Consider the following 17112-nt stretch of genomic DNA (forward strand, 5'->3'; position numbering starts at 1 on the left):
TGAGGAACATAAATCGCAAGGAATCGCAATGAACAATTGGTCGTAATTCGCCGATTTTGAGCAACAATCATCCCCTAAAACGCATGTATTTGTGAAATGCGTTCGCGGGGCGCGGCCTACTTGAACCCAGTAGCAATGCGCAGGAACAACTGTTCAGTGAACACTTTCAAAAGTGCGCCGCTGTAGTTGCCCGTTAGAAGGATTATAAAAAATCCCGCAATGATCTTCGGAACGAACGTCAGCGTCATTTCCTGGACTTGCGTCAGCGCTTGAAAGAACGCCACGCCGACGCCAATGATCATGGCCGAGCCAACGACTGGCCCGGCCAATACGATTGCGAGCCAGATGGCCTGCTGAACAATTCCGAGGGCGTCTGCCTCCGACATCAGTAACCTACCGTTACGCCAGCAACGATCGGTATTTCTTTGCCGTCGGTCAGGATCGCCGTTGACCCGTTCGAGTCAATCCTGACAGACGTGACAATTCCTGAGACCGAGCCATCAGCACTCATCATGGTGTGTCCGACGAGGGTGCTAGCCTGGCTGATGTTTGAATTTATGAGCAGCTGCCCGAGCTTCGAGTTGGTGTTGATCGCCTGCTCTACGTTGGAAAACTGAGCAATCTGCGACATGTACTCGGTGGAGTCCGTCGGGTTGAGCGGATCCTGGTTCTGCAGCTGCGCCACCATGAGACGAAGAAAGTCGTTGTAGTCGAGCGTCGACTTGTTCGTGCCGGTGTTCGTATTGGTGGTGCCGCCTGCCGAGCCGGTTGCGGGTATCGTGGTCATGCGACCTCCTTTGTAAGTTCTGTCGCCGGTTCCAGCGCCCCTTCGAGCGGAATGAGGGACCGGACTCGTTTCAATGCCTCGAAGGGGCGATCGCTATCGAGGAGCTGGCTCGTATCCGCCAATCCCTGAAGCATTTTCGGATCGCGTATGCTGGCCAGCAGATTTGCTACCGACTCCATCGCCATCTCGCGCGCCTTCATGTGCAATGCCGGGTCCATCAGCATCATTTGCACCATGAAATAGAGTTGGCGCAGCGGCGTCGTTGTCTCTTCGGGCTTCATGACGTGCTGCTCAAGAAGGAAGATGACGTCGTTCATCAGTTCGATGCTGACTTTACGATCAACCTTCAGCACGCCGCCGTTGACGAAAATCCGTTCGCCGGCGCGGAGCGTTATCTTCAAGCCGCCACTCATCAAAGCCCCTCCGCTATCACGTTCGAGATTTCGATCAGGCCTGCGAAGTTCTGGGACTTGCCGTTGCTGATCGCCTCGGCTTCGCGCAGCATCCAGATGCCGATGGAGATGAGGTTGGCGCGCATTTGCTCTGGCAGGCCGTTATCCGGCTTGGCGAGATCCTCGAGGAGGAAGCTCCAGAGACGATTGACGAAGAAGATTGCCTCGATCGCTTCACGCGAATTCGGTCCGGCGCTTTGCGCTTTCTGAAGCATCGCGACAGACTGCTCAAGCGCGAGACGTTCGTTCTCGCGCTGCCTGCCGCCAGATTCACTCAACGTCTCTTCATATGAGAACTTATACATTTTCCGGTCCGGTCATTCGCTAAAGCTATGCGGAATTGTCATTTGAGGAAGTTCATGAGGCTGAGATTGTTCAGCCTGTTGGTGATGCTGTAAGCGGCTTCGAGTTGGGTCGTGAGATTTGAAATCGTGGTCGTGATCTCGGCCGGATCAACCGACTCGAGATCTCCGATCGAGCGCTCCAAGAAAGCAAGCTGCGTATCAACCTGATCGTTGCTATCCGCGACGCGCTGTTGCGTGACGCCGAGGAACGATTGAATCTTTGTCACTCCGCTGATGCCATTGCCGAGCATCGTCGTAGCGGCCTTTACGATCGCCTGTTGCGCGCCGCTGTTGAGATTTGCGAAGCCGAGGCCAGACACCATCGTGAATGCCTGAGTCATCTGACGGAACGCCATCTCGTTCGCGGTCGTGGACGTGTTCGCGGTTTCGGTTCGCGAAATGCGGCTGTTGACCGGACGATCCGATGCGGCGGACCAGTTTGCAGACCAGTTCGCATCCGAGAAGAGGTCCGCAAACTCGTTATTTAGGAAGCTCTCCATGTCCGTGTCGGAGATCGAATTCACGCCGGGGTCGGTCGGATTCATTCCGAACTTGGCGAAGAAGGCGGCGTTGACGGACTGCGCACTGGCCGGCGGAGGATTTGCGAAATAATCCTCCATCGGCTTGACGTCTGAGTTGATGCCGGAAAACAGATATTGCCCATCGAGCGATGCGTTGAGCTGGTCCTGTACGGTCTGCAGCCCGGCTTTTGCTTCCTGCACGATCGTCTCGGGCATCAAGGACGCAGATTGCGCTCCGGTGAGTGCCGTCATCACCGACTGGGCTTTGTCAGCAAGCGATTGAAGCGCTGCTTGCGAGCCGCGCATGCGCGTCAAGACGATCGAGTTCGTATCCTTGATCGCCTGAATTTGGGTCATATCCTGGCGCATCGAAACGCTGATGCCGGTCGTCGCGCCCAGCGTTAGCCCGACGTCTGCGTGGCGAAGCGTGCCGAGTTCTTTCTGCGCATCAACGAGGCGCGCCTGGATGCGTGCAATCGACGACCGCGTTTCACTTGAGAGCGCTGATGTTGAAACGAATGTCGGTGTGATCATTGGCCTAGCTGAATGATTGCAGGAGGGTTGTGAACATACCGTCGACGACGCTTATCAGGCGCGATGAGGCCTGAAACGTTCGTTCGAGACTGAGAAGATTTGTCATTTCCTCATCGAGGCTCGCACCCGTCTGCGATGACAGAGCGGACGCCGCTCGACTGGCCACGGTACTGCGGTACTCGGCTTCCGCGCTCGACGACTGACGCAGAGCCTGGAGCCAGGCGACTGAATCCTTTGCGTAACTCCCGAGAGGAACACTCGACGAGAGCTGTGTCGACGGGTCGAATGTCTGTCCGGCACCAAGGCTCGCGATCAAACCCTGGATACGATCGGTGAAAGACGCTCCGCCTGCGGCATTGTATTTGTAGGCCGCATTGCCAGAGATGCCGCCGTCACGGATCAGCTCGGCATCGCCGCCTTGGCTTGGGTCGGCATTCGGATTGATCTTGATCGATGCGGCAAGTCCCGAAACGAGACTTGATGATGACGGCAAACCGGGTCCGCCCGCGTAGGTGAAGAGACCGGCGACATCAGGAAGCGTCGGCGTAGCGGATTGATCCGATTCAGCGAATGCGAGAATGAGGCCGCGAGCCATCTCATCGAGCTGGCCCTGATACGTTACCGCAATGTCGTCGCGTACCGCGACAAGGCCCGCGAGCTTGCCGGTCGAAATTCCAAGTGAATGCGTTCCGCCCGCAATGGGCACACCATCTGCGAACACCGCGGCGCCGGACATGCCCGCGCTAAGATTCTGCGTTTGCTGAAAGCTGACCTTGCGTGGCAGCTTGTCAAACAGCGTCACGCCGCTGTCGGTGTAGATCGACATGCCACCGTTGCTTTCGTCAACGGTGCGAATGCCGACTTCTGCCGAAAGCTGCTTGAGTATGGCGTCGCGCGCGTCGAGCACGTCGGAAGCGTCGCCGCTGCCGCTCGTCGCGCGGATAACCTGATTGTTGAGCGTTTCGAACTGCGCGAGCAGACTGTTTATTCGACCAACAGACGCGCCGATGTCGGCGTCGGCCTGCTGGCGCACACTCGTGACGGTTGCGGATGCCGAATTGAGGGCGTTGGACACGTCCTTCGCTGCGGAGACCACACTTGCGGCCACCGCGGGATTCTGCGGCGCTCCCGAATACGTCTGCAGAGCGGCGCTTAGCTTGGCCAACAGCGCTGCCGGCGAGCGCTCCAGATCGGTATCGTCGACCGTATTCTGAAGCCGATCGAGCGACGACGTGATGGCCGACTGCGCCTGACTGCTGGAATTCGAATTCAGGTACGCATTGAAAAGAAGGCTGTTGGCCGTGCGCTGGATGCCAGCGACACTGACACCGACGCCCGGCCCGGTGATGGTTTGAGCCGTTTTGCGTGTGGCGTTCGCATCGCCCACGCGCGCAATATTCCGCGACACCACCGAGATCTGCTCGGAGGTTGTCGCGAGACTTGAACGCGCGGTGTCGATACTTAACGTCAGCGACATCAGTTCGTTTTCCCCTTAGGGGTCATAATCATCGGACCAGGTTGACGAGAACGTCGAGCAACTGGGTGCCGGTCTGGAAGACCTTGGAGTTGGCCGTATAGCTGCGTTGCGCCTCGACCATCGTCGTCAACTCAGACGCGAGATCGACGCTCGATTTTTCCAGCGCTCCTGACGCGATGTAACCCAGCGCACCTGTGTTGGCTTTGCCGAGCTGGAGATCGCCCGAATCCTTGTTTGTTGCGAAGACGTTTCCGGAAATCGCCGTCAGGTTGTCAGGGCTTGCAACGCTCGCAAGCGGAACCTGGAAGGCGTCTACGCGTGATCCGTCGGCATAGACGGCCGTCACGGTGCCGTTCTTGCTGATCTCAAAACGGTCAACGGCTGAAGGGCCATTGCCGTTCGCGGTCGCTTTCATCGGCGTGTAGTCGCCAGCGAGCTGCGTTGTATTTCCGAGCGCCAGCGAGAGTGTCGTGCCGTTGGGAATATTGACTGACAGCGTGCCGTTCGCGGGCGTCAGCAATTTGCCATTGGTGCCATCAAACGTTAGCGGCAGTGTCGTTAGCAGAGATCCACCGGCATATGGAAAGCCGCCATTCGCCGACGCGCCCGCGTTGTCGTAGACGGTAACTTCCCACTGGTTGTTTGCGGTTTTTGCCGAATAGATATCGAGCGTCACCTGATGGCCGAGATTATCGTAGGTGATGATCGACGTCTTGCCTGAGAAGTCCGCGAAGGCGCCATTGGCAGATGGGAGGTTCACAGATGTCGCCGCGTCCGACGGCAGCATCACCTGGAATTCGCCAACGCTCGACGGCGTGGCTTTAAGACCGAGATTGGCGGTGCTGACGGGAACGAGACCTGCCGCACTGTTAATGACGGACGTGCTGCCGCCATTCAGTAGGTCGTAGCCCAATAGCGTGAAGCCCGCTGCGTTGACGAGCTGTCCGTTCGTGGTGACGAAGCTGCCCGCACGAGTGAGAAACGGTGTGCCGGACGGACTCTGCACCATGAAAAACCCGTTGCCGCTGATCGCCAGATCGGTCGGAGAGGTCGTGTAGGAGATGTCGCCCTGATGGGAAATCGCCCGGCGCGCAACCGAAGACACCGAGCCGGGGACGTAGGAGGCCACGTGGCCTTCGGCAACCAAGGTCGCGAACTGTGCGGATGCTTCTTTGTAGCCTGTCGTATTTACGTTCGCGATGTTGTCCGCGACGGTACCCATCCGGTCAGCTTGGACAGACATGCCCGATATGCTGGTAGTCATTAGTCCGTATAGGCCCATCGACACTCTCCTGGTCGTCACGAATGATGCTCTTCGTGAGTGGAGCATCCGGGCCTTGCGTGAGACTGGTTTCGGCGTCGCTATTGGCGACTGAAGAGTCTTCGCCAGAATATTCCTTCAGCCGGTAGCCAAGGAAGCGCTGCGAATCGATCGGGTCGTGTCCGAGGCGCTGCTTCAACCGCTTGCGAAGGCGGCTGATGTGGCTCTCGATGACGTTCTCATGGATCTCATCATTGAAGATGCCATAGACGCGATTGAAGATCTGGGTCTTGGTCACGCGGGTGTTGCGGCTCAAGACCAAGCATTCGAGGATGCGGCGTTCGCGGCGAGGCAGGGGCAGCACCTCGTCGTTGACCAGCGGGTCGCGGCCGTCGAAGAAAATTCGGATTCCTGCAACGTCGACGCATTGCTCGGCCATCTTCATGCGGCGGCGGATGGCACCGCTGCGCGCCAGAATTTCGCGCACGTGGAAGGGCTTGGATACGACATCGTCGAAACCAAGTGAAAAGAGATCGAGGGTTTCGTTGAGCGTTTTGGCTTCGATGAGGCCGAGAAGGGGGGCACGGCAACGGGCGCGGATGCGGGCGGCGATTTGGCGGCGGTTCGTTACTGAACCGATCAAAAATCCTTCGACGACATCGACGTCCGAATCATTCACAAGTTCGAACCAGTCCATGAACTCAGCGGGATCGACTGCGACGGCCGCGATTCCTTCGCGCTCAAAACAGGCAATACATCCGCCTGCGACCGTCGAACGATCGTCTAAAACCACAAACATTCCCGCCCCCGCCTTTAAATCGTCTGTATTTAAGCGGGATACATTGATTCATTCGGTTTATTAACACTTTTTTTGGCATTACTTGGATCCCGGCTTGCGGGGTGTCTAAAATACCATTCCGTGCATCTACACGGAGCGGGATCGAGCTAGGTTCGCGGTTCGTAAGGATATTTCCGGCGGCCGGGCTCTTCTACCGAGGGTGCAAGCAATGCGTGCCCTATTACGCGGGGAATAGAGCGCAATACCCCATTGGACCACTGTGCCTTTCCGGAAATCGAACGGCGTTAATGAATGCTGAATTCCGATATCTAATTCGGCGGGCTTCTCCTAGCGATTTGTCAGTCTAATTGCGCCTAAATATATCCGTTGATCGAAAACTCTATTCACCCATCCGGGTGCCTATCCGCGAACGGTGTTCCCATGAAGCATACGCGAACGCGCCGAATGCGCCGGGACCTGACCGACCGGGCCCTTGTGCCGGAGCGGCCGTTTGCGCCAGGCGACCGCCGTGCGGAATTCCGCCAGACGACCCACCAGCATGCCGTGATGCAGTTTCGCAGCTCCAGCATGATCTGCGATCTCGTCGACCTTTCGGAAACCGGAGCGAAGATCCGCATTCTCGACGGCGCGGTACCGAACGTCGAGGAGCGCGTGACGCTGACCCTTTTCGACGGCACGCCCGTCAACGGCTATGTGAGTTGGGTCGAGAAGAACCATATCGGCATCGAGTTCCGCGATCCTGTTACGGACGTTGCCGAGCGATTAGATTTTGAAGATCTGGGCCGGGAATATTTCGGCAAGGCCGTGAGCTTGCAGAAGTCGGCGCGGCGCAGCTAAGCAAAGCTCCGTAAGCGCACTGCAAGCCTGGGTCGTTAAGGTTCGGCATCGTTTCGCCAACTGGCCCCACATCTCCTGATGCGTCCAACGCCTTCGTCATCACCGTTCGACCGCCTGATCGAAGACCTTGCCGAAGGGCCCGATTCCTTTGAGGATTTGCCGCGGGCCGCGCATCCCTTTTCGATCGACAGCTTGGAGGCAGCCTGGGGAGCCGCCGCGACGGCTCGCTCGATTCCGCAGTCAGCCGCCGCAATGATCCCGCCCGGACACACCTATTCTTACGACGGGGAGACAGCACCGGAGGTCTCTCTCGATCCTAACAAAATCTTACACGACCTCGGACTGATCGAAGGCGTTACCACCGAAGCCGACGTGGCGCTCGTGAAGCGGGCGTTTGCGTTGCGCAACCATCCTGATCGAATGCCACCGGACCTCCGCGAGGCGGCTACTCAGCGGATGATGATCGCCAATGCCCTCATCGATCAATACGTCGCGAAACTTAGAAAATCGGGGGCTTAGCCCCCGAGACTTCCAACTTTGATAAAATGCAATCAGTCGTATTGGCGATGTTGCGATAAATATCGCGTACAGTCTCCCCTAAGCCGGACCGGCACGGAATAGGGACGAGACGTTTTATGAGTGTGCGTAACATCGATATCGAGACTTTGCGGGCTCGCATGACCGGCATCGGCGAGCAACTGACCGGCGACTGGTCTTCGCAGCTTGAGCAGCACCTGCATCTGGATCGAGACACAGCGGAATGCGCGTATTGGCATTCCGGCTATCATCAGGCGCTGGCGGACATATTCCGCATTATGGACGGCCGCCAATCGGCCCTCGACACTTCGGACACGTCCAATTTGTGCCGGGCGGCCGGCTAGGGTGCAGGAAGTTTCCACCGGGCACGAATTGGTGAAACATTTCGCATTCCTTTTCGAACGCCTGACTTTGGTGCTCGAAATGCCGGAACTTGAATTGCGGCGCGGTGCCGATGTGCGCCTTGAGCTTTGACTTCAGATCGTCTCCGGCACTGCCGACGAACGTAATCGCGAAGCGGCCACGGTTATCGATAAAGCCAAGCGCATACGCTCCTGGACAATGATCGACGATTTCTTCCTCGATCGAATCCGAAACAAGGGGAAATGGGCCGCGTAAGCCCGTCCCGCCCAGCTGCTGTTGCTGCGCCATCGTCACGACCTAGATGTAAATCCCGCTGGTTTGCCGTGCATCGCTTTCGTTTCGTCCGCTGTTGGAACGCTCACCGGATGAGCGCTGCTGCGATTGATCCGACGGCGCGCCCTCCCGCCGTTGCTGGTCTGACGCTTGCTGCCCCAGAAACCCAGTGCGAGCCTGTCCGCCGTCTTGCGGATTTGTACCGCTGTTGAAGTTTGCTGAGCTGCTCGTACTTGCTTCGGAAATCTTCAAGCTTGAAACGTCATAGCCTGACTCGCGCAGGCTTTGCTCCAAGCCTTTTCGGTCGTCATGCAACAATTTTGCCGTCGATGCTTTCGAAGCAGCCGCGTCGATCTCGAGCGCGTTTTCACGCAGCGACATGCGAACCTTCACTGTGCCGAGATCGGGGGGAGATAACGTGATGTCGATTGCGCGGAGAACCTGACCTGCCATCGTTGGCCGCTCCGGCATCGTATGAAATGGGCTTGTTTGAGTTGGCGCGCCATCGCGCGGGCCTCCGGTCAGCGCGTTGAGAATGCCGTTCTTAAGTTGCTGAGTTGCGGCCGGAACGCCTGCGGATTGGGTTGGCATGTCAGTTGCGACGCGCTCAGTCTTGCCTGCCGCGCCGAGTGCTGACGGACGGCGATCGCTACCCGTTTGCTCGCGCGACTTTCCATTGTCGCGCTGGCTATCGAATGTCTGACGCTTAGGCGCGTCGCTCGTGGCGGCCGCTTGGCCGATGGTCTGCGCGGCGGACTTGTCGCTTTGGTTTGACGCCTTCTGCAAGAGATCCTGAGCTTTCGCTGAAAGCACCTCTTGTGGAGCAATCTTCCCGGTGGCGGTGCGTTCGCCGTTCGCGGCGGCCGTGCCTGCTTCAGCAATCTTTCGCTCGGAGAACAACCAATGCGTTTCGCGGGCGTCGACTCTGACGGTTGTCGTCAACGTTTCCTCTGGCAACTCATCCGTTGGCATATCCAGATGATTGGCTACACGCTTTTCCGCCAAGTCCGGCAAGCCGGTTTTCAATCCTTCCGAGCGGCGCGTATTTCCATGATCTTTGCCTTCAGCGGCCGAGACTTCGCCAGCCTCACCGTCCGACAACCGCGCAAGCGCGATCTGCGCGAATGCTGCATTGGCGTTCCAGACTGTGCTCTCGGTGCCCTTCGCGGGCTCGGTTCTGACCTCGGCGGGCGTTTCAGGCTTTCCTTCGAGGCCATCAATTGTCGCCGCAAAGTCGTCGTCCGCAGCATCACTCTTGGTTGGGGTTCGTGACTCGCGCGATGCGAGCACGTCAGATATTTCGGTCGCCGAGGTCTTGGGCGCTTCTCCTGCGCGTGATCGGCGTGCGTCACCATCCTTGAGCGACGATTTTTCGTCGTCTGCCTTGGCTTCGCGGTTCACCGCATTCGCATGTTGGCCCCGACGTAACGCGCTTGAGGTGGAAGAGTGTGCGGCTTTATCGGCCATGACTGGGCCGGGCTGAGAGGCACCGATCGCGTGCGTCATTACATGCTCTCCGAAATGAGCTTGTCGGCTTCTTTCATCGCCGATTCTGCTTGTTCCAATGCGCCTGGTGGTCGTGGTGTATCTGTACCTTCCGCACCGGCCTTCGTCTGTTTCATCTGCGTTGGCCGCTGCTTGCCGGATTCAATCACGGTGCGCGCAATGAAACTTGCGACTTCGCGAATTTCGTTATCGTTTTCCGAAAGGCGATTGCGCGACATCTGACTCAGGATTGCGAGTGCTTCCTCGGCGCGCGTGCTTGGCGCGTCGGCCGCGGCCCTGTAGAGCCGCGCTTTTTCCAGTTGATCGGGCAATAGCGGGGTTATTTTCAGCACGGCATCGGCCGCTAATCCAGCCAAAGCAATTCTGCCATTCAGCAGCGCTTCACTTGCGATTCCGAGACATAGGTTGGCTTTACTCTTCGGATCTGCCGTTGAGATTGCGGACAGAAGGTCTTCCATCATTTTCTGGTCTTCGAGGTCCGCTTGCTTCGCAATCGAAACTGCAAAACTTTGGAACAGCTTCCACGCATAAGCGGATTTTCCAAAGCGGCGAACGTAATCCGCCATCAGCATCGTGGCACGCGGCGTGTCACCAACGTCCATCAGAATTGGAATCTGCCGCCGTACCGCTGCTTCCTCGATTGCGGTGTGCGGCCCCGCGATGCGTGCGTCATCCAGCAGCGAGATGGCTTTTTTCTCATCCTCTCCGATGTAGAGGGATGCACGCGCCAGCGCGAACGGGCCGGTGAGTCTAATGTCGAGCGACCTTGGATCGATTTCGTCGAACGACTTTCTCGCTGCCTGCGTGTCCCCGCGCGCGAAGCTCATGATGCCCTCGGCAAGGTCTCGATCGGCTGCGTATAGCATGTCGTCATTCAGGAGCGGATTTAGCACATCGGGCTCTCCACCGCTCAGCACGTATACGAAGGCGGCGCGAACATTCGCGTAGTCGTTCCAGTTTTCCTGCTGGAATTTCCGAAGCACCGACGCGATCGTCGCCATCAATCTGCTTTGTTCAGCGAGCGCTCCGCGGTCTCCCGCAATCACTCGATCCTGTACGGCATTGAGTTCTTCGAGAAGTCCAAGGGTTTGCGCGCGTACGCTGGCGTCGCGTTCCTCGTCGGTCGTAGCAGACGTTTTGTGCTGTTGGCGCGACGCCTGAGCGTCCGGTCCCGCCTCGTACTGATGGCCTGCGCCTAAATAGAAGAAGACGCCACCGGCAAGGGCCGCGAGCGTCACACCTCCAATGGCGATCCAGACAAGGCGCTTCATCGCGGCCGCTCACGAATGAGGATCTCGATGCGTCGGTTTTGCGCCGCACTGGTATCGGACGGAATCTTTGGATCGCGGTCGGCGCGCCCCTCGATGGCAACAAATCGCGATTCGGCGATGCCGCCGCGAACAAGCATGTGATGGGCCATCTGCGCGCGCGCCGCGGAAAGTCTCCAGTTGTCGTAGTTGCCGTTGCGATAGGCACGGTCATCCGTATGACCTCGGACAACGATATCGCCCTTTTTCTCTTTCAGAACTTCGCCGATCTTATCCATCACGATGACCAGCTCCGGACGTGGCTTGGCGGAACCGACCTCGAACATGCCGAACTTCGCGTCGTCGAGCAGGCTGACAAGCAAGCCTTCCGATGTGGCCTTCACTTCGACGTTGGGCAGGTTATGCAAAACCTTGGAGATCGCGCTCGATATATCTTTGGCGACCTTCTTAGCTTCGCTCTCCTTATCGACTAATCCAGCTTTGTCCGCCGGGCCGGGCGCGAGCTGTTCCTTGACGGGATCGCGTTGCTTCACTCCGGGCGCTTCAGCGCCGGGCTTGGGCGCAGGTTTTGTCTCGACTGGCGCTGGAACGGCCGCGCGCAGGCTATCACTTGGAGGACGAACTGCGGCTTTCGAATCAACCGTAGCCGCTCCCTGCGGTGGCAGGGGATCTCCCGGATTTAGGTCTTCCGCCGAACGCCGTGCTGCATTCGATCTTTTGTCTTGAACAGTCCGATCGAACGGATCTCGTGCTTGGGCCTCCGGAGGGCTCTCGGCTTCCAAAAGCAGATCTGCCTTCGCCTTATCGGCGAGGCTGTTCAAAAGAGTGCCGGGATCATCAAAAAGAGCGTCTTCCTTCCGCGCTTCTTCGATCTTGCCTCCGGCCTCACCGCTCGCCTTCTGTGCCTTCGCGCCCTCGGCCGAGTTTGGGCTCGGTTTCGACGAGCTTTCACTGGGGCCCTTCGGAATATCCTTGCCCGGATGCGGCGCGCCCGTCTTGTCCTTCTGGTCGCGCGTCTGCCTCACTTCCATTTCGTTTGTGTCTTCGAGGCCCTTCGGCACCTCGGTGCGATCGGTCAGACGCATCGGGTTGAAGTACGCCGCGACCTGAACGATCGTCTTCTTGTCAGCGGCATTTACGAGCCACATCACCAAAAAGAACGCCATCATCGCGGTCATGAAGTCAGCGTAGGCAATCTTCCAGACGCCGCCGTGATGCGCTTCTTCCGTCTGTCGCCGCCGACGAACGATCACCAATGGCTGTGAGGAAACGTCTTCCTGTCCGTCGCTCATTCGGCCGCCGCCTCCAGCTCACTGATCCATACGGACAGGTTCGCTTCGATTTGCGTATCTTCGATATGCGCGCGGATATCGGCTGTCTGGCTTTCGGAATATTCGATCTGCAGCCCCGTATTCGGAAGGCGGTCCCGAAGGTGCGCAACGATAGTGGGCGGCGCTTCGATGTGGACCTTGGCGCCTTCGGACAGTGCGCGAACGATCGCCTTTTCGAGGTCTTCAATCGCGCGCGCGCGAAGGCGTTCGACGAGCCATGGCTGCAACAGATTTGCGACCCGCTCTTCAATCGCGCGTTCGATCATTTTTACGGCGCCGTCGAAACGATCCGCGAGCGCGTCCGCATAGTCACGTTGCAGGCCTTCGCGTTGCTGCGCGAGCATTTCGAGGTGACGCGTTTCGAGTTCCGCCAGCCGCAATTCGCAATCGGCTTCCGCTTCTACTCTGCCCGCAGCCAGACCAAGCTGAAATCCAGTGTTGTGCGCTTCGCTCAATTTCTCCCCGTGATCGGGCAGAGCGAAACCGCCACCCCGGTCGATATCGGCAAGCAATGGAAACGCCCGGCTATGTCGCTGGCGCCCTATCATCCGTTTTTGACCCAGTGTTTCATCACTGCGGTCGCTTGCTCTTCGTCGCGCGCAATGATCGCGCCGAGCTTCTCAACTGGACCGAACGAGATCTGGCGTCCGAACGATAAGCCGCCGCCGGAAAAATCCGAGCCCATGTTGTCGGCCGTATCAAACGGATTGGCGCCCGGCTCAAGCAGCGCCGACGCCATTTCCGGCGTGTCGAGCGGCGCCGGACCTTGCGTCGATGGAGCGCCCAGCGCCGTGACCGACTCGGACTGCAGCGCCGTTGGCCCGGAACTCGATATGAGAGCGCGCATCGCGGGCTTGAATCCCGCCATCACAACGATTGCCGCAACCAAGAGAATGGTGAGGGACTTCATGCCTGTTGCAGCGAGGCCCATCAGCATAACGGTCCAGTCGCTTCCACCAGAACCAGGCTCCGTACCGAACGGGGAGGCTGCAAACTCCAGCGCCGAAACGCTAATGCGATCACCGCGCTTGGTATCGAGACCTGCAGCCGACAGCGCAACACGCTCAATTTCGGCAACCTGCTTGTCGAAATCTGCGGCTTTGGCTTCCGGACCAAGGACTTCGGAAAGGCGCTTCTTGTTCACGACAACCGCGACGGAGATGTTGTCGACCTTGTAGCCCTCGCTCGTGGTCGATGCCGACTTTGAGCTGATTTCGTAGTTTGTAGTTTCTTCTTTTCTATCTTGCGCGCGCTTGTTCTCTTTGCCGACAGGTGCCGCGCCTGGAATATTCTGTTCGACGGTGACTTCAGATTTTGCCGAACCGTCGGACGAGCTTTGCGCTTCCTTGACGACGCGCGTTGATCTTTCGACCTTGGTTTCCGGGTCGAACTTCGTTTCGTTCGTCTGGTGCTTATCGAGATTCAGTCGCGCGATGGCGCTGACTTCAAAGTTGTCGATGCCAAGGTAAGGCGAGAGAGCGCGCTTCACGCTGTCCTGCACCTGCTGGGAGACGGTGCGTTCGAGATCCAGCATTTGAACCGGCTTATCGCCGGTCGCAGATTTGCCCCCGCCGAGAAGTGTTCCGTCGGTGCCGATCACCTGAACTTCATCGGGGGTCATGTCGGGGATGGCGGAGGCCACTAGATGTTTGATTGCGGGCGCCGAGGCGGCGTCGCCTGAGATGTCGGTTCGGATGACAACAGACGCCGAGGGGGACTGCTTTTTGATTCGCAGGCCGTTCTGGTCCGGCAGAAAGAGGTGCACGCGCGCGGCGCGGATGCCTTTCAGATATTGGATCGTGCGTGCGAGTTCACCCTCAAGCGCGCGAACGCGGGTGACTTCCTGCATGAATGATGTGAGGCCGAGGGCGCCAAGCTTGTCGAAAAGCTCGTAACCGGAATTCGGGCTGCCCGGCAGACCCTTTTCGGCCAGCAACGCCCGGGCTTGCCCGGCCTGCCCGGAGGCGACGCCAAGCTTGGTTCCGTCAAGGCTTGTTTCGAACGAAATTCCGGCTTCGCCGAGCACCTGGCCCATGCGGCTGATATCCGGCGGTGTCAGGCCGACGTAAAGCGTTTCGTAGTTCGAGCGCGAGGCAAAATAGCTGCCGACCGAGATGAGCGCAAACACGGAGAAGCCCGCGATTCCGAGCGCGATCAGGCGGCGCTGCCCCAGACCTTTGAGGCTGCTGATCAGATTTTCAAGCTGACGCCAATCCATTGTTCGGACCTACCCGCACGGTTCCGCGCCGACGGTAGAGAGCGAACCTTGTGTAAAGGTGACGGGCCGTTTCCGGGCTCACCTCTGCCGAAGCAGTGGGCAAGCACGGAACGACCCGTCACAAATGCCGATCAAGGAAAGGGCAGGGGGCTTGGCGCCGGAGCGCCAAACCTCAATTCATCAACCGCGGAAGAGCGAGAGGATGTTCTGGCTCGACTGGTTGGCGATGCTCAGCGCCTGGACGCCAAGCTGCTGCTTGACCTGAAGCGCCTGCAGTCTGGTCGATTCCTGGTTCATATCGGCGTCGACAAGCTGCGATACGCCTGACGTGATGGCGTCCGACAGAGCGGAAACGAACGTGCTCTGCAGGTTGATGCGCTGCTGGTTGGCACCAAGGCCGGTCGCGGCCTTCGTCATCTCCTGGAACGCCGCGTCGGCGCCAGAGATGTAGCCCTTGAGGGTGTTGAGGTCAGTCGCGCTGTCGGTCAGCGTGCTGATGTCCATCGCGTAAACCGATGTGCCGGTGGAAGCGATTGCGCCCAGCGAGTTGCGAGTTGCATCGAGAATGCCGGCTGCCGATGCGCTCGAGTCGAACAGAACCGCATTTTTCGTGTCGATGCTGATGTTGCCAACCTGCACGGCGCCCGAAGACGTACGCGTGAAGGAGGAAACGATCGACTTCGTTGCGTTGTAGCCCGTATTCGACGAGTCCACCGAGAGCCAGTTCTCGCCCGAGAAGCTCGCCGTATCGGAAACGCCCTTGAGCTGGTTCTGGAGTTCTTTGATTTCCGACTGGATCTTCGAGCGGTCGACGCCCGGAGTTGCAGCAGCCGTCAACTTCGTCTTGATCTGGCCGACGAGATCGATGGCGGTGTTCATCGCGGTGTAGGCGATGCTGACCGTGCTCTTGCCGAGGCCGAGCGCGTCCTGAACCGTCGAGAGCGCGTCGTTGTCCGAGCGCATCGTCGTTGCGATCGACCAGTAAGCGGCGTTGTCTTCTGCAGTTGCGACGCGGAGGCCGGTCGAGATGCGGTTCTGCGTCGTCAGCATCGACTTCGAGGTCTGCTGAAGCGACTGCAGTGCAGTCATCGCGGCGGTATTCGTGTTAATGCTATTCATGCCCATGTCCCTTGTCCTTCTACTCGGCACTAGATGCGCAATGCTGGGGACATGCCGGGTTTTTTCCGGCCTGGCAGATCGGCTTCATGCCTGTGGCGCTTGCGAGCGGCCACTCTGTCATGCTCGAAGCAATAGCCGAGAGTTCTTTCCTAATCGTTACTTTTGCAGGAATTGATTGAAAGTATGCGCGTGCTCTGACGAAGCGCTGCCGAAGCCGTAAGTGTACGGATTTTCAGATAAAAGACTTGACGAGCGCGCCGACGAGAAGGCTCCAGCCGTCCACCAGAACAAAGAACAAAATCTTAAGTGGCAGCGATACCACAGTGGGCGGCATCATCATCATGCCCATCGACGTCATGATCGTTGCCACTACAAGATCGATGACCAGGAACGGGAGCGTAACAAGAAAGCCGATCTCGAAACCGCGGCGCAGCTCGGACACCATGAACGCCGGAATAAGAACGCGCAGATCATCGGGTCCGATGGTTTCGGCCTGCCCAAAGCGTTCGACGGCCATCGACTGAAAAATCGCGAGGTCTTTGTCGCGGACATTGGCCCGCATGAAAACGCGGAAGGGCTCAGTCGTTCGGGTGAACCCTTCCTGCTGGCTGATTTGGTTTTCGACCATCGGCTTGACGCCATTGTCCCAGGCGCTCTGGAACGTCGGCGCCATGACAAACATGGTCATAAACAGCGCCAAGCTGACGAGGATGAGATTGTTCGGCGTTGTCTGCAGGCCCAGTCCGGCACGCAGGAACGAGAGTGCGATCAGGAAACGCGCGAACGACGTGACCATAATCAGCAGGCCGGGGGCGACCGATAAAACGGTCATCACCACGAGCAACTGAACGATACGCCCGGAGACGGTGGCGTCTCCCGCTGGGAAGAGTGATTCGAGATTTATCTGCTGGGCGACCGCCGTGGTCGAGGTGAGCAAGAGCGCGGTGAAAACCGCCATAACCAGGCGCAACATCATTCGATGACAAGCCCGCCGATCAGCAATCCGAGAATTGCGCCTCGTCCTCGGATCTTGGCGCGATCGTCAAGTTGTTCGCGCAGATTCTGGAACCCTCGTACGCCCTGGATGTCACTGACGTTCAGGCCTTTAAGATAGCCAATGACGTCTTCTCTGACTTCACCCTTCAGCGGGCCCGACCCCGATGTGCCGTGCACAGCGACGATGGAGACGTCCAGGCGAACCCTGGTTTTCGGCTCGCCTTTAAGATCTACGAGGATCGAGGGAATCGCGATTTCCTGCGCGTCATTCGGAAAGCGGCCAGTTACCGGCTGGGCTTTGTCTTTGCTTTCCTCGATCGGGGTGTGGATCTCCTTTGCCGGCGCTGCGTCCGGCACCGCGAAGTAACCGAACGCCACTCCGCTACCCGCACCCAGGACGATTGCCGCGATCATCCCCTTGATCACGCTACCGCCCTCGGCTGCTGGTGCCGGGATCGTCTCGTCTTGTTTTACCAGCGCCTGGGCCAC

General features: G+C 58.5%; 20 protein-coding genes. 4 read left to right on the top strand and 16 right to left on the bottom strand.

Annotated features, from left to right (window positions below; genetic code table 11):
• Positions 1-116: 116 nt before the first annotated feature.
• Genes DLM45_RS06695 through DLM45_RS06730 form a run of 8 tightly spaced genes read right to left on the bottom strand, consistent with a single transcriptional unit; the run spans position 117 to position 6175 of the window.
• Positions 117-386, bottom strand: coding sequence for a flagellar biosynthetic protein FliQ (locus DLM45_RS06695; RefSeq protein ID WP_181336398.1), 270 nt, complete (start codon positions 384-386; stop codon positions 117-119).
• The gene (gene flgD, locus DLM45_RS06700; RefSeq protein WP_181336399.1) at positions 386-787 is read right to left on the bottom strand and encodes a flagellar hook assembly protein FlgD; all 402 of its coding nucleotides are present in this window, start codon (positions 785-787) and stop codon (positions 386-388) included. Before flgD ends, DLM45_RS06695 begins: the two co-directional genes overlap by 1 nt.
• Positions 784-1200, bottom strand: coding sequence for a flagellar biosynthesis repressor FlbT (gene flbT / locus DLM45_RS06705; protein WP_181336400.1), 417 nt, complete (start codon positions 1198-1200; stop codon positions 784-786). The genes flgD and flbT overlap by 4 nt, the downstream gene beginning before the upstream one ends.
• A complete protein-coding gene (flaF, locus tag DLM45_RS06710; RefSeq protein ID WP_181336401.1) occupies positions 1200-1544 on the bottom strand; it encodes a flagellar biosynthesis regulator FlaF in 345 nt (114 codons plus the stop codon). The genes flbT and flaF overlap by 1 nt, the downstream gene beginning before the upstream one ends.
• Positions 1545-1582: 38 nt before the next feature.
• Positions 1583-2638, bottom strand: a complete 1056-nt coding sequence (locus tag DLM45_RS06715) for a flagellar hook-associated family protein (protein ID WP_181336402.1) — start codon at positions 2636-2638, stop codon at positions 1583-1585.
• A 4-nt stretch (positions 2639-2642) separates the two neighbouring features.
• Positions 2643-4115, bottom strand: coding sequence for a flagellar hook-associated protein FlgK (gene flgK, locus DLM45_RS06720; RefSeq protein ID WP_181336403.1), 1473 nt, complete (start codon positions 4113-4115; stop codon positions 2643-2645).
• Between the two features lie 28 nt (positions 4116-4143).
• Positions 4144-5397: a flagellar hook protein FlgE gene (locus DLM45_RS06725; protein ID WP_181336404.1), complete on the bottom strand. Its 1254-nt coding sequence runs from the start codon at positions 5395-5397 to the stop codon at positions 4144-4146.
• Positions 5342-6175 carry a response regulator transcription factor gene (locus DLM45_RS06730; RefSeq protein WP_181336405.1) on the bottom strand — a complete coding sequence of 278 codons (834 nt, stop codon included), beginning with the start codon at positions 6173-6175 and terminating at the stop codon, positions 5342-5344. The genes DLM45_RS06725 and DLM45_RS06730 overlap by 56 nt, the downstream gene beginning before the upstream one ends.
• Positions 6176-6595: 420 nt before the next feature.
• Here DLM45_RS06730 and DLM45_RS06735 point away from each other — a divergent pair, with 420 nt between their 5' ends.
• The 4 genes from DLM45_RS06735 (at position 6596) to DLM45_RS16615 (ending at position 8023) form a co-directional block, all read left to right on the top strand.
• Entirely contained in the window at positions 6596-7012 is a 417-nt protein-coding gene (locus DLM45_RS06735; protein ID WP_181336406.1) for a PilZ domain-containing protein, read from the top strand.
• Positions 7013-7090: 78 nt separating this feature from the next.
• Positions 7091-7531, top strand: coding sequence for a J domain-containing protein (locus tag DLM45_RS06740; RefSeq protein WP_181336407.1), 441 nt, complete (start codon positions 7091-7093; stop codon positions 7529-7531).
• A 116-nt stretch (positions 7532-7647) separates the two neighbouring features.
• Complete coding sequence (locus DLM45_RS06745) at positions 7648-7893, top strand: hypothetical protein (RefSeq protein ID WP_181336408.1); 246 nt, start codon at positions 7648-7650, stop codon at positions 7891-7893.
• Position 7894: 1 nt separating this feature from the next.
• Positions 7895-8023 carry a hypothetical protein gene (locus DLM45_RS16615; RefSeq protein WP_281365423.1) on the top strand — a complete coding sequence of 43 codons (129 nt, stop codon included), beginning with the start codon at positions 7895-7897 and terminating at the stop codon, positions 8021-8023.
• A gap of 186 nt (positions 8024-8209) precedes the next feature.
• On the opposite strand, the gene fliK is transcribed toward DLM45_RS16615, so the two are convergent.
• The 8 genes from fliK to DLM45_RS06785 all read right to left on the bottom strand — a co-directional run bounded on the left by fliK (position 8210) and on the right by DLM45_RS06785 (position 17112).
• On the bottom strand, positions 8210-9691 hold the full coding sequence (fliK, locus tag DLM45_RS06750) for a flagellar hook-length control protein FliK (RefSeq protein WP_181336409.1): 1482 nt from the start codon (positions 9689-9691) through the stop codon (positions 8210-8212).
• Positions 9691-10962, bottom strand: coding sequence for a hypothetical protein (locus DLM45_RS06755; protein ID WP_181336410.1), 1272 nt, complete (start codon positions 10960-10962; stop codon positions 9691-9693). Before DLM45_RS06755 ends, fliK begins: the two co-directional genes overlap by 1 nt.
• Entirely contained in the window at positions 10959-12251 is a 1293-nt protein-coding gene (locus tag DLM45_RS06760) for a MotB family protein (protein WP_181336411.1), read from the bottom strand. Before DLM45_RS06760 ends, DLM45_RS06755 begins: the two co-directional genes overlap by 4 nt.
• Positions 12248-12802: a hypothetical protein gene (locus DLM45_RS06765; RefSeq protein ID WP_246317195.1), complete on the bottom strand. Its 555-nt coding sequence runs from the start codon at positions 12800-12802 to the stop codon at positions 12248-12250. Before DLM45_RS06765 ends, DLM45_RS06760 begins: the two co-directional genes overlap by 4 nt.
• 32 nt (positions 12803-12834) lie before the next feature.
• Positions 12835-14508, bottom strand: coding sequence for a flagellar basal-body MS-ring/collar protein FliF (fliF, locus tag DLM45_RS06770; RefSeq protein WP_181336413.1), 1674 nt, complete (start codon positions 14506-14508; stop codon positions 12835-12837).
• Positions 14509-14688: 180 nt separating this feature from the next.
• Positions 14689-15627 (bottom strand): flagellin N-terminal helical domain-containing protein, encoded by a 939-nt coding sequence (locus tag DLM45_RS06775; RefSeq protein WP_484496834.1) that lies wholly within the window; start codon positions 15625-15627, stop codon positions 14689-14691.
• A 232-nt stretch (positions 15628-15859) separates the two neighbouring features.
• Positions 15860-16600, bottom strand: coding sequence for a flagellar type III secretion system pore protein FliP (gene fliP, locus DLM45_RS06780; RefSeq protein WP_181338214.1), 741 nt, complete (start codon positions 16598-16600; stop codon positions 15860-15862).
• Positions 16600-17112: a flagellar basal body-associated FliL family protein gene (locus DLM45_RS06785; protein ID WP_181336415.1), complete on the bottom strand. Its 513-nt coding sequence runs from the start codon at positions 17110-17112 to the stop codon at positions 16600-16602. Before DLM45_RS06785 ends, fliP begins: the two co-directional genes overlap by 1 nt.

It is taken from the genome of Hyphomicrobium methylovorum (genome assembly GCF_013626205.1).
Taxonomy (GTDB): domain Bacteria; phylum Pseudomonadota; class Alphaproteobacteria; order Rhizobiales; family Hyphomicrobiaceae; genus Hyphomicrobium_B; species Hyphomicrobium_B methylovorum.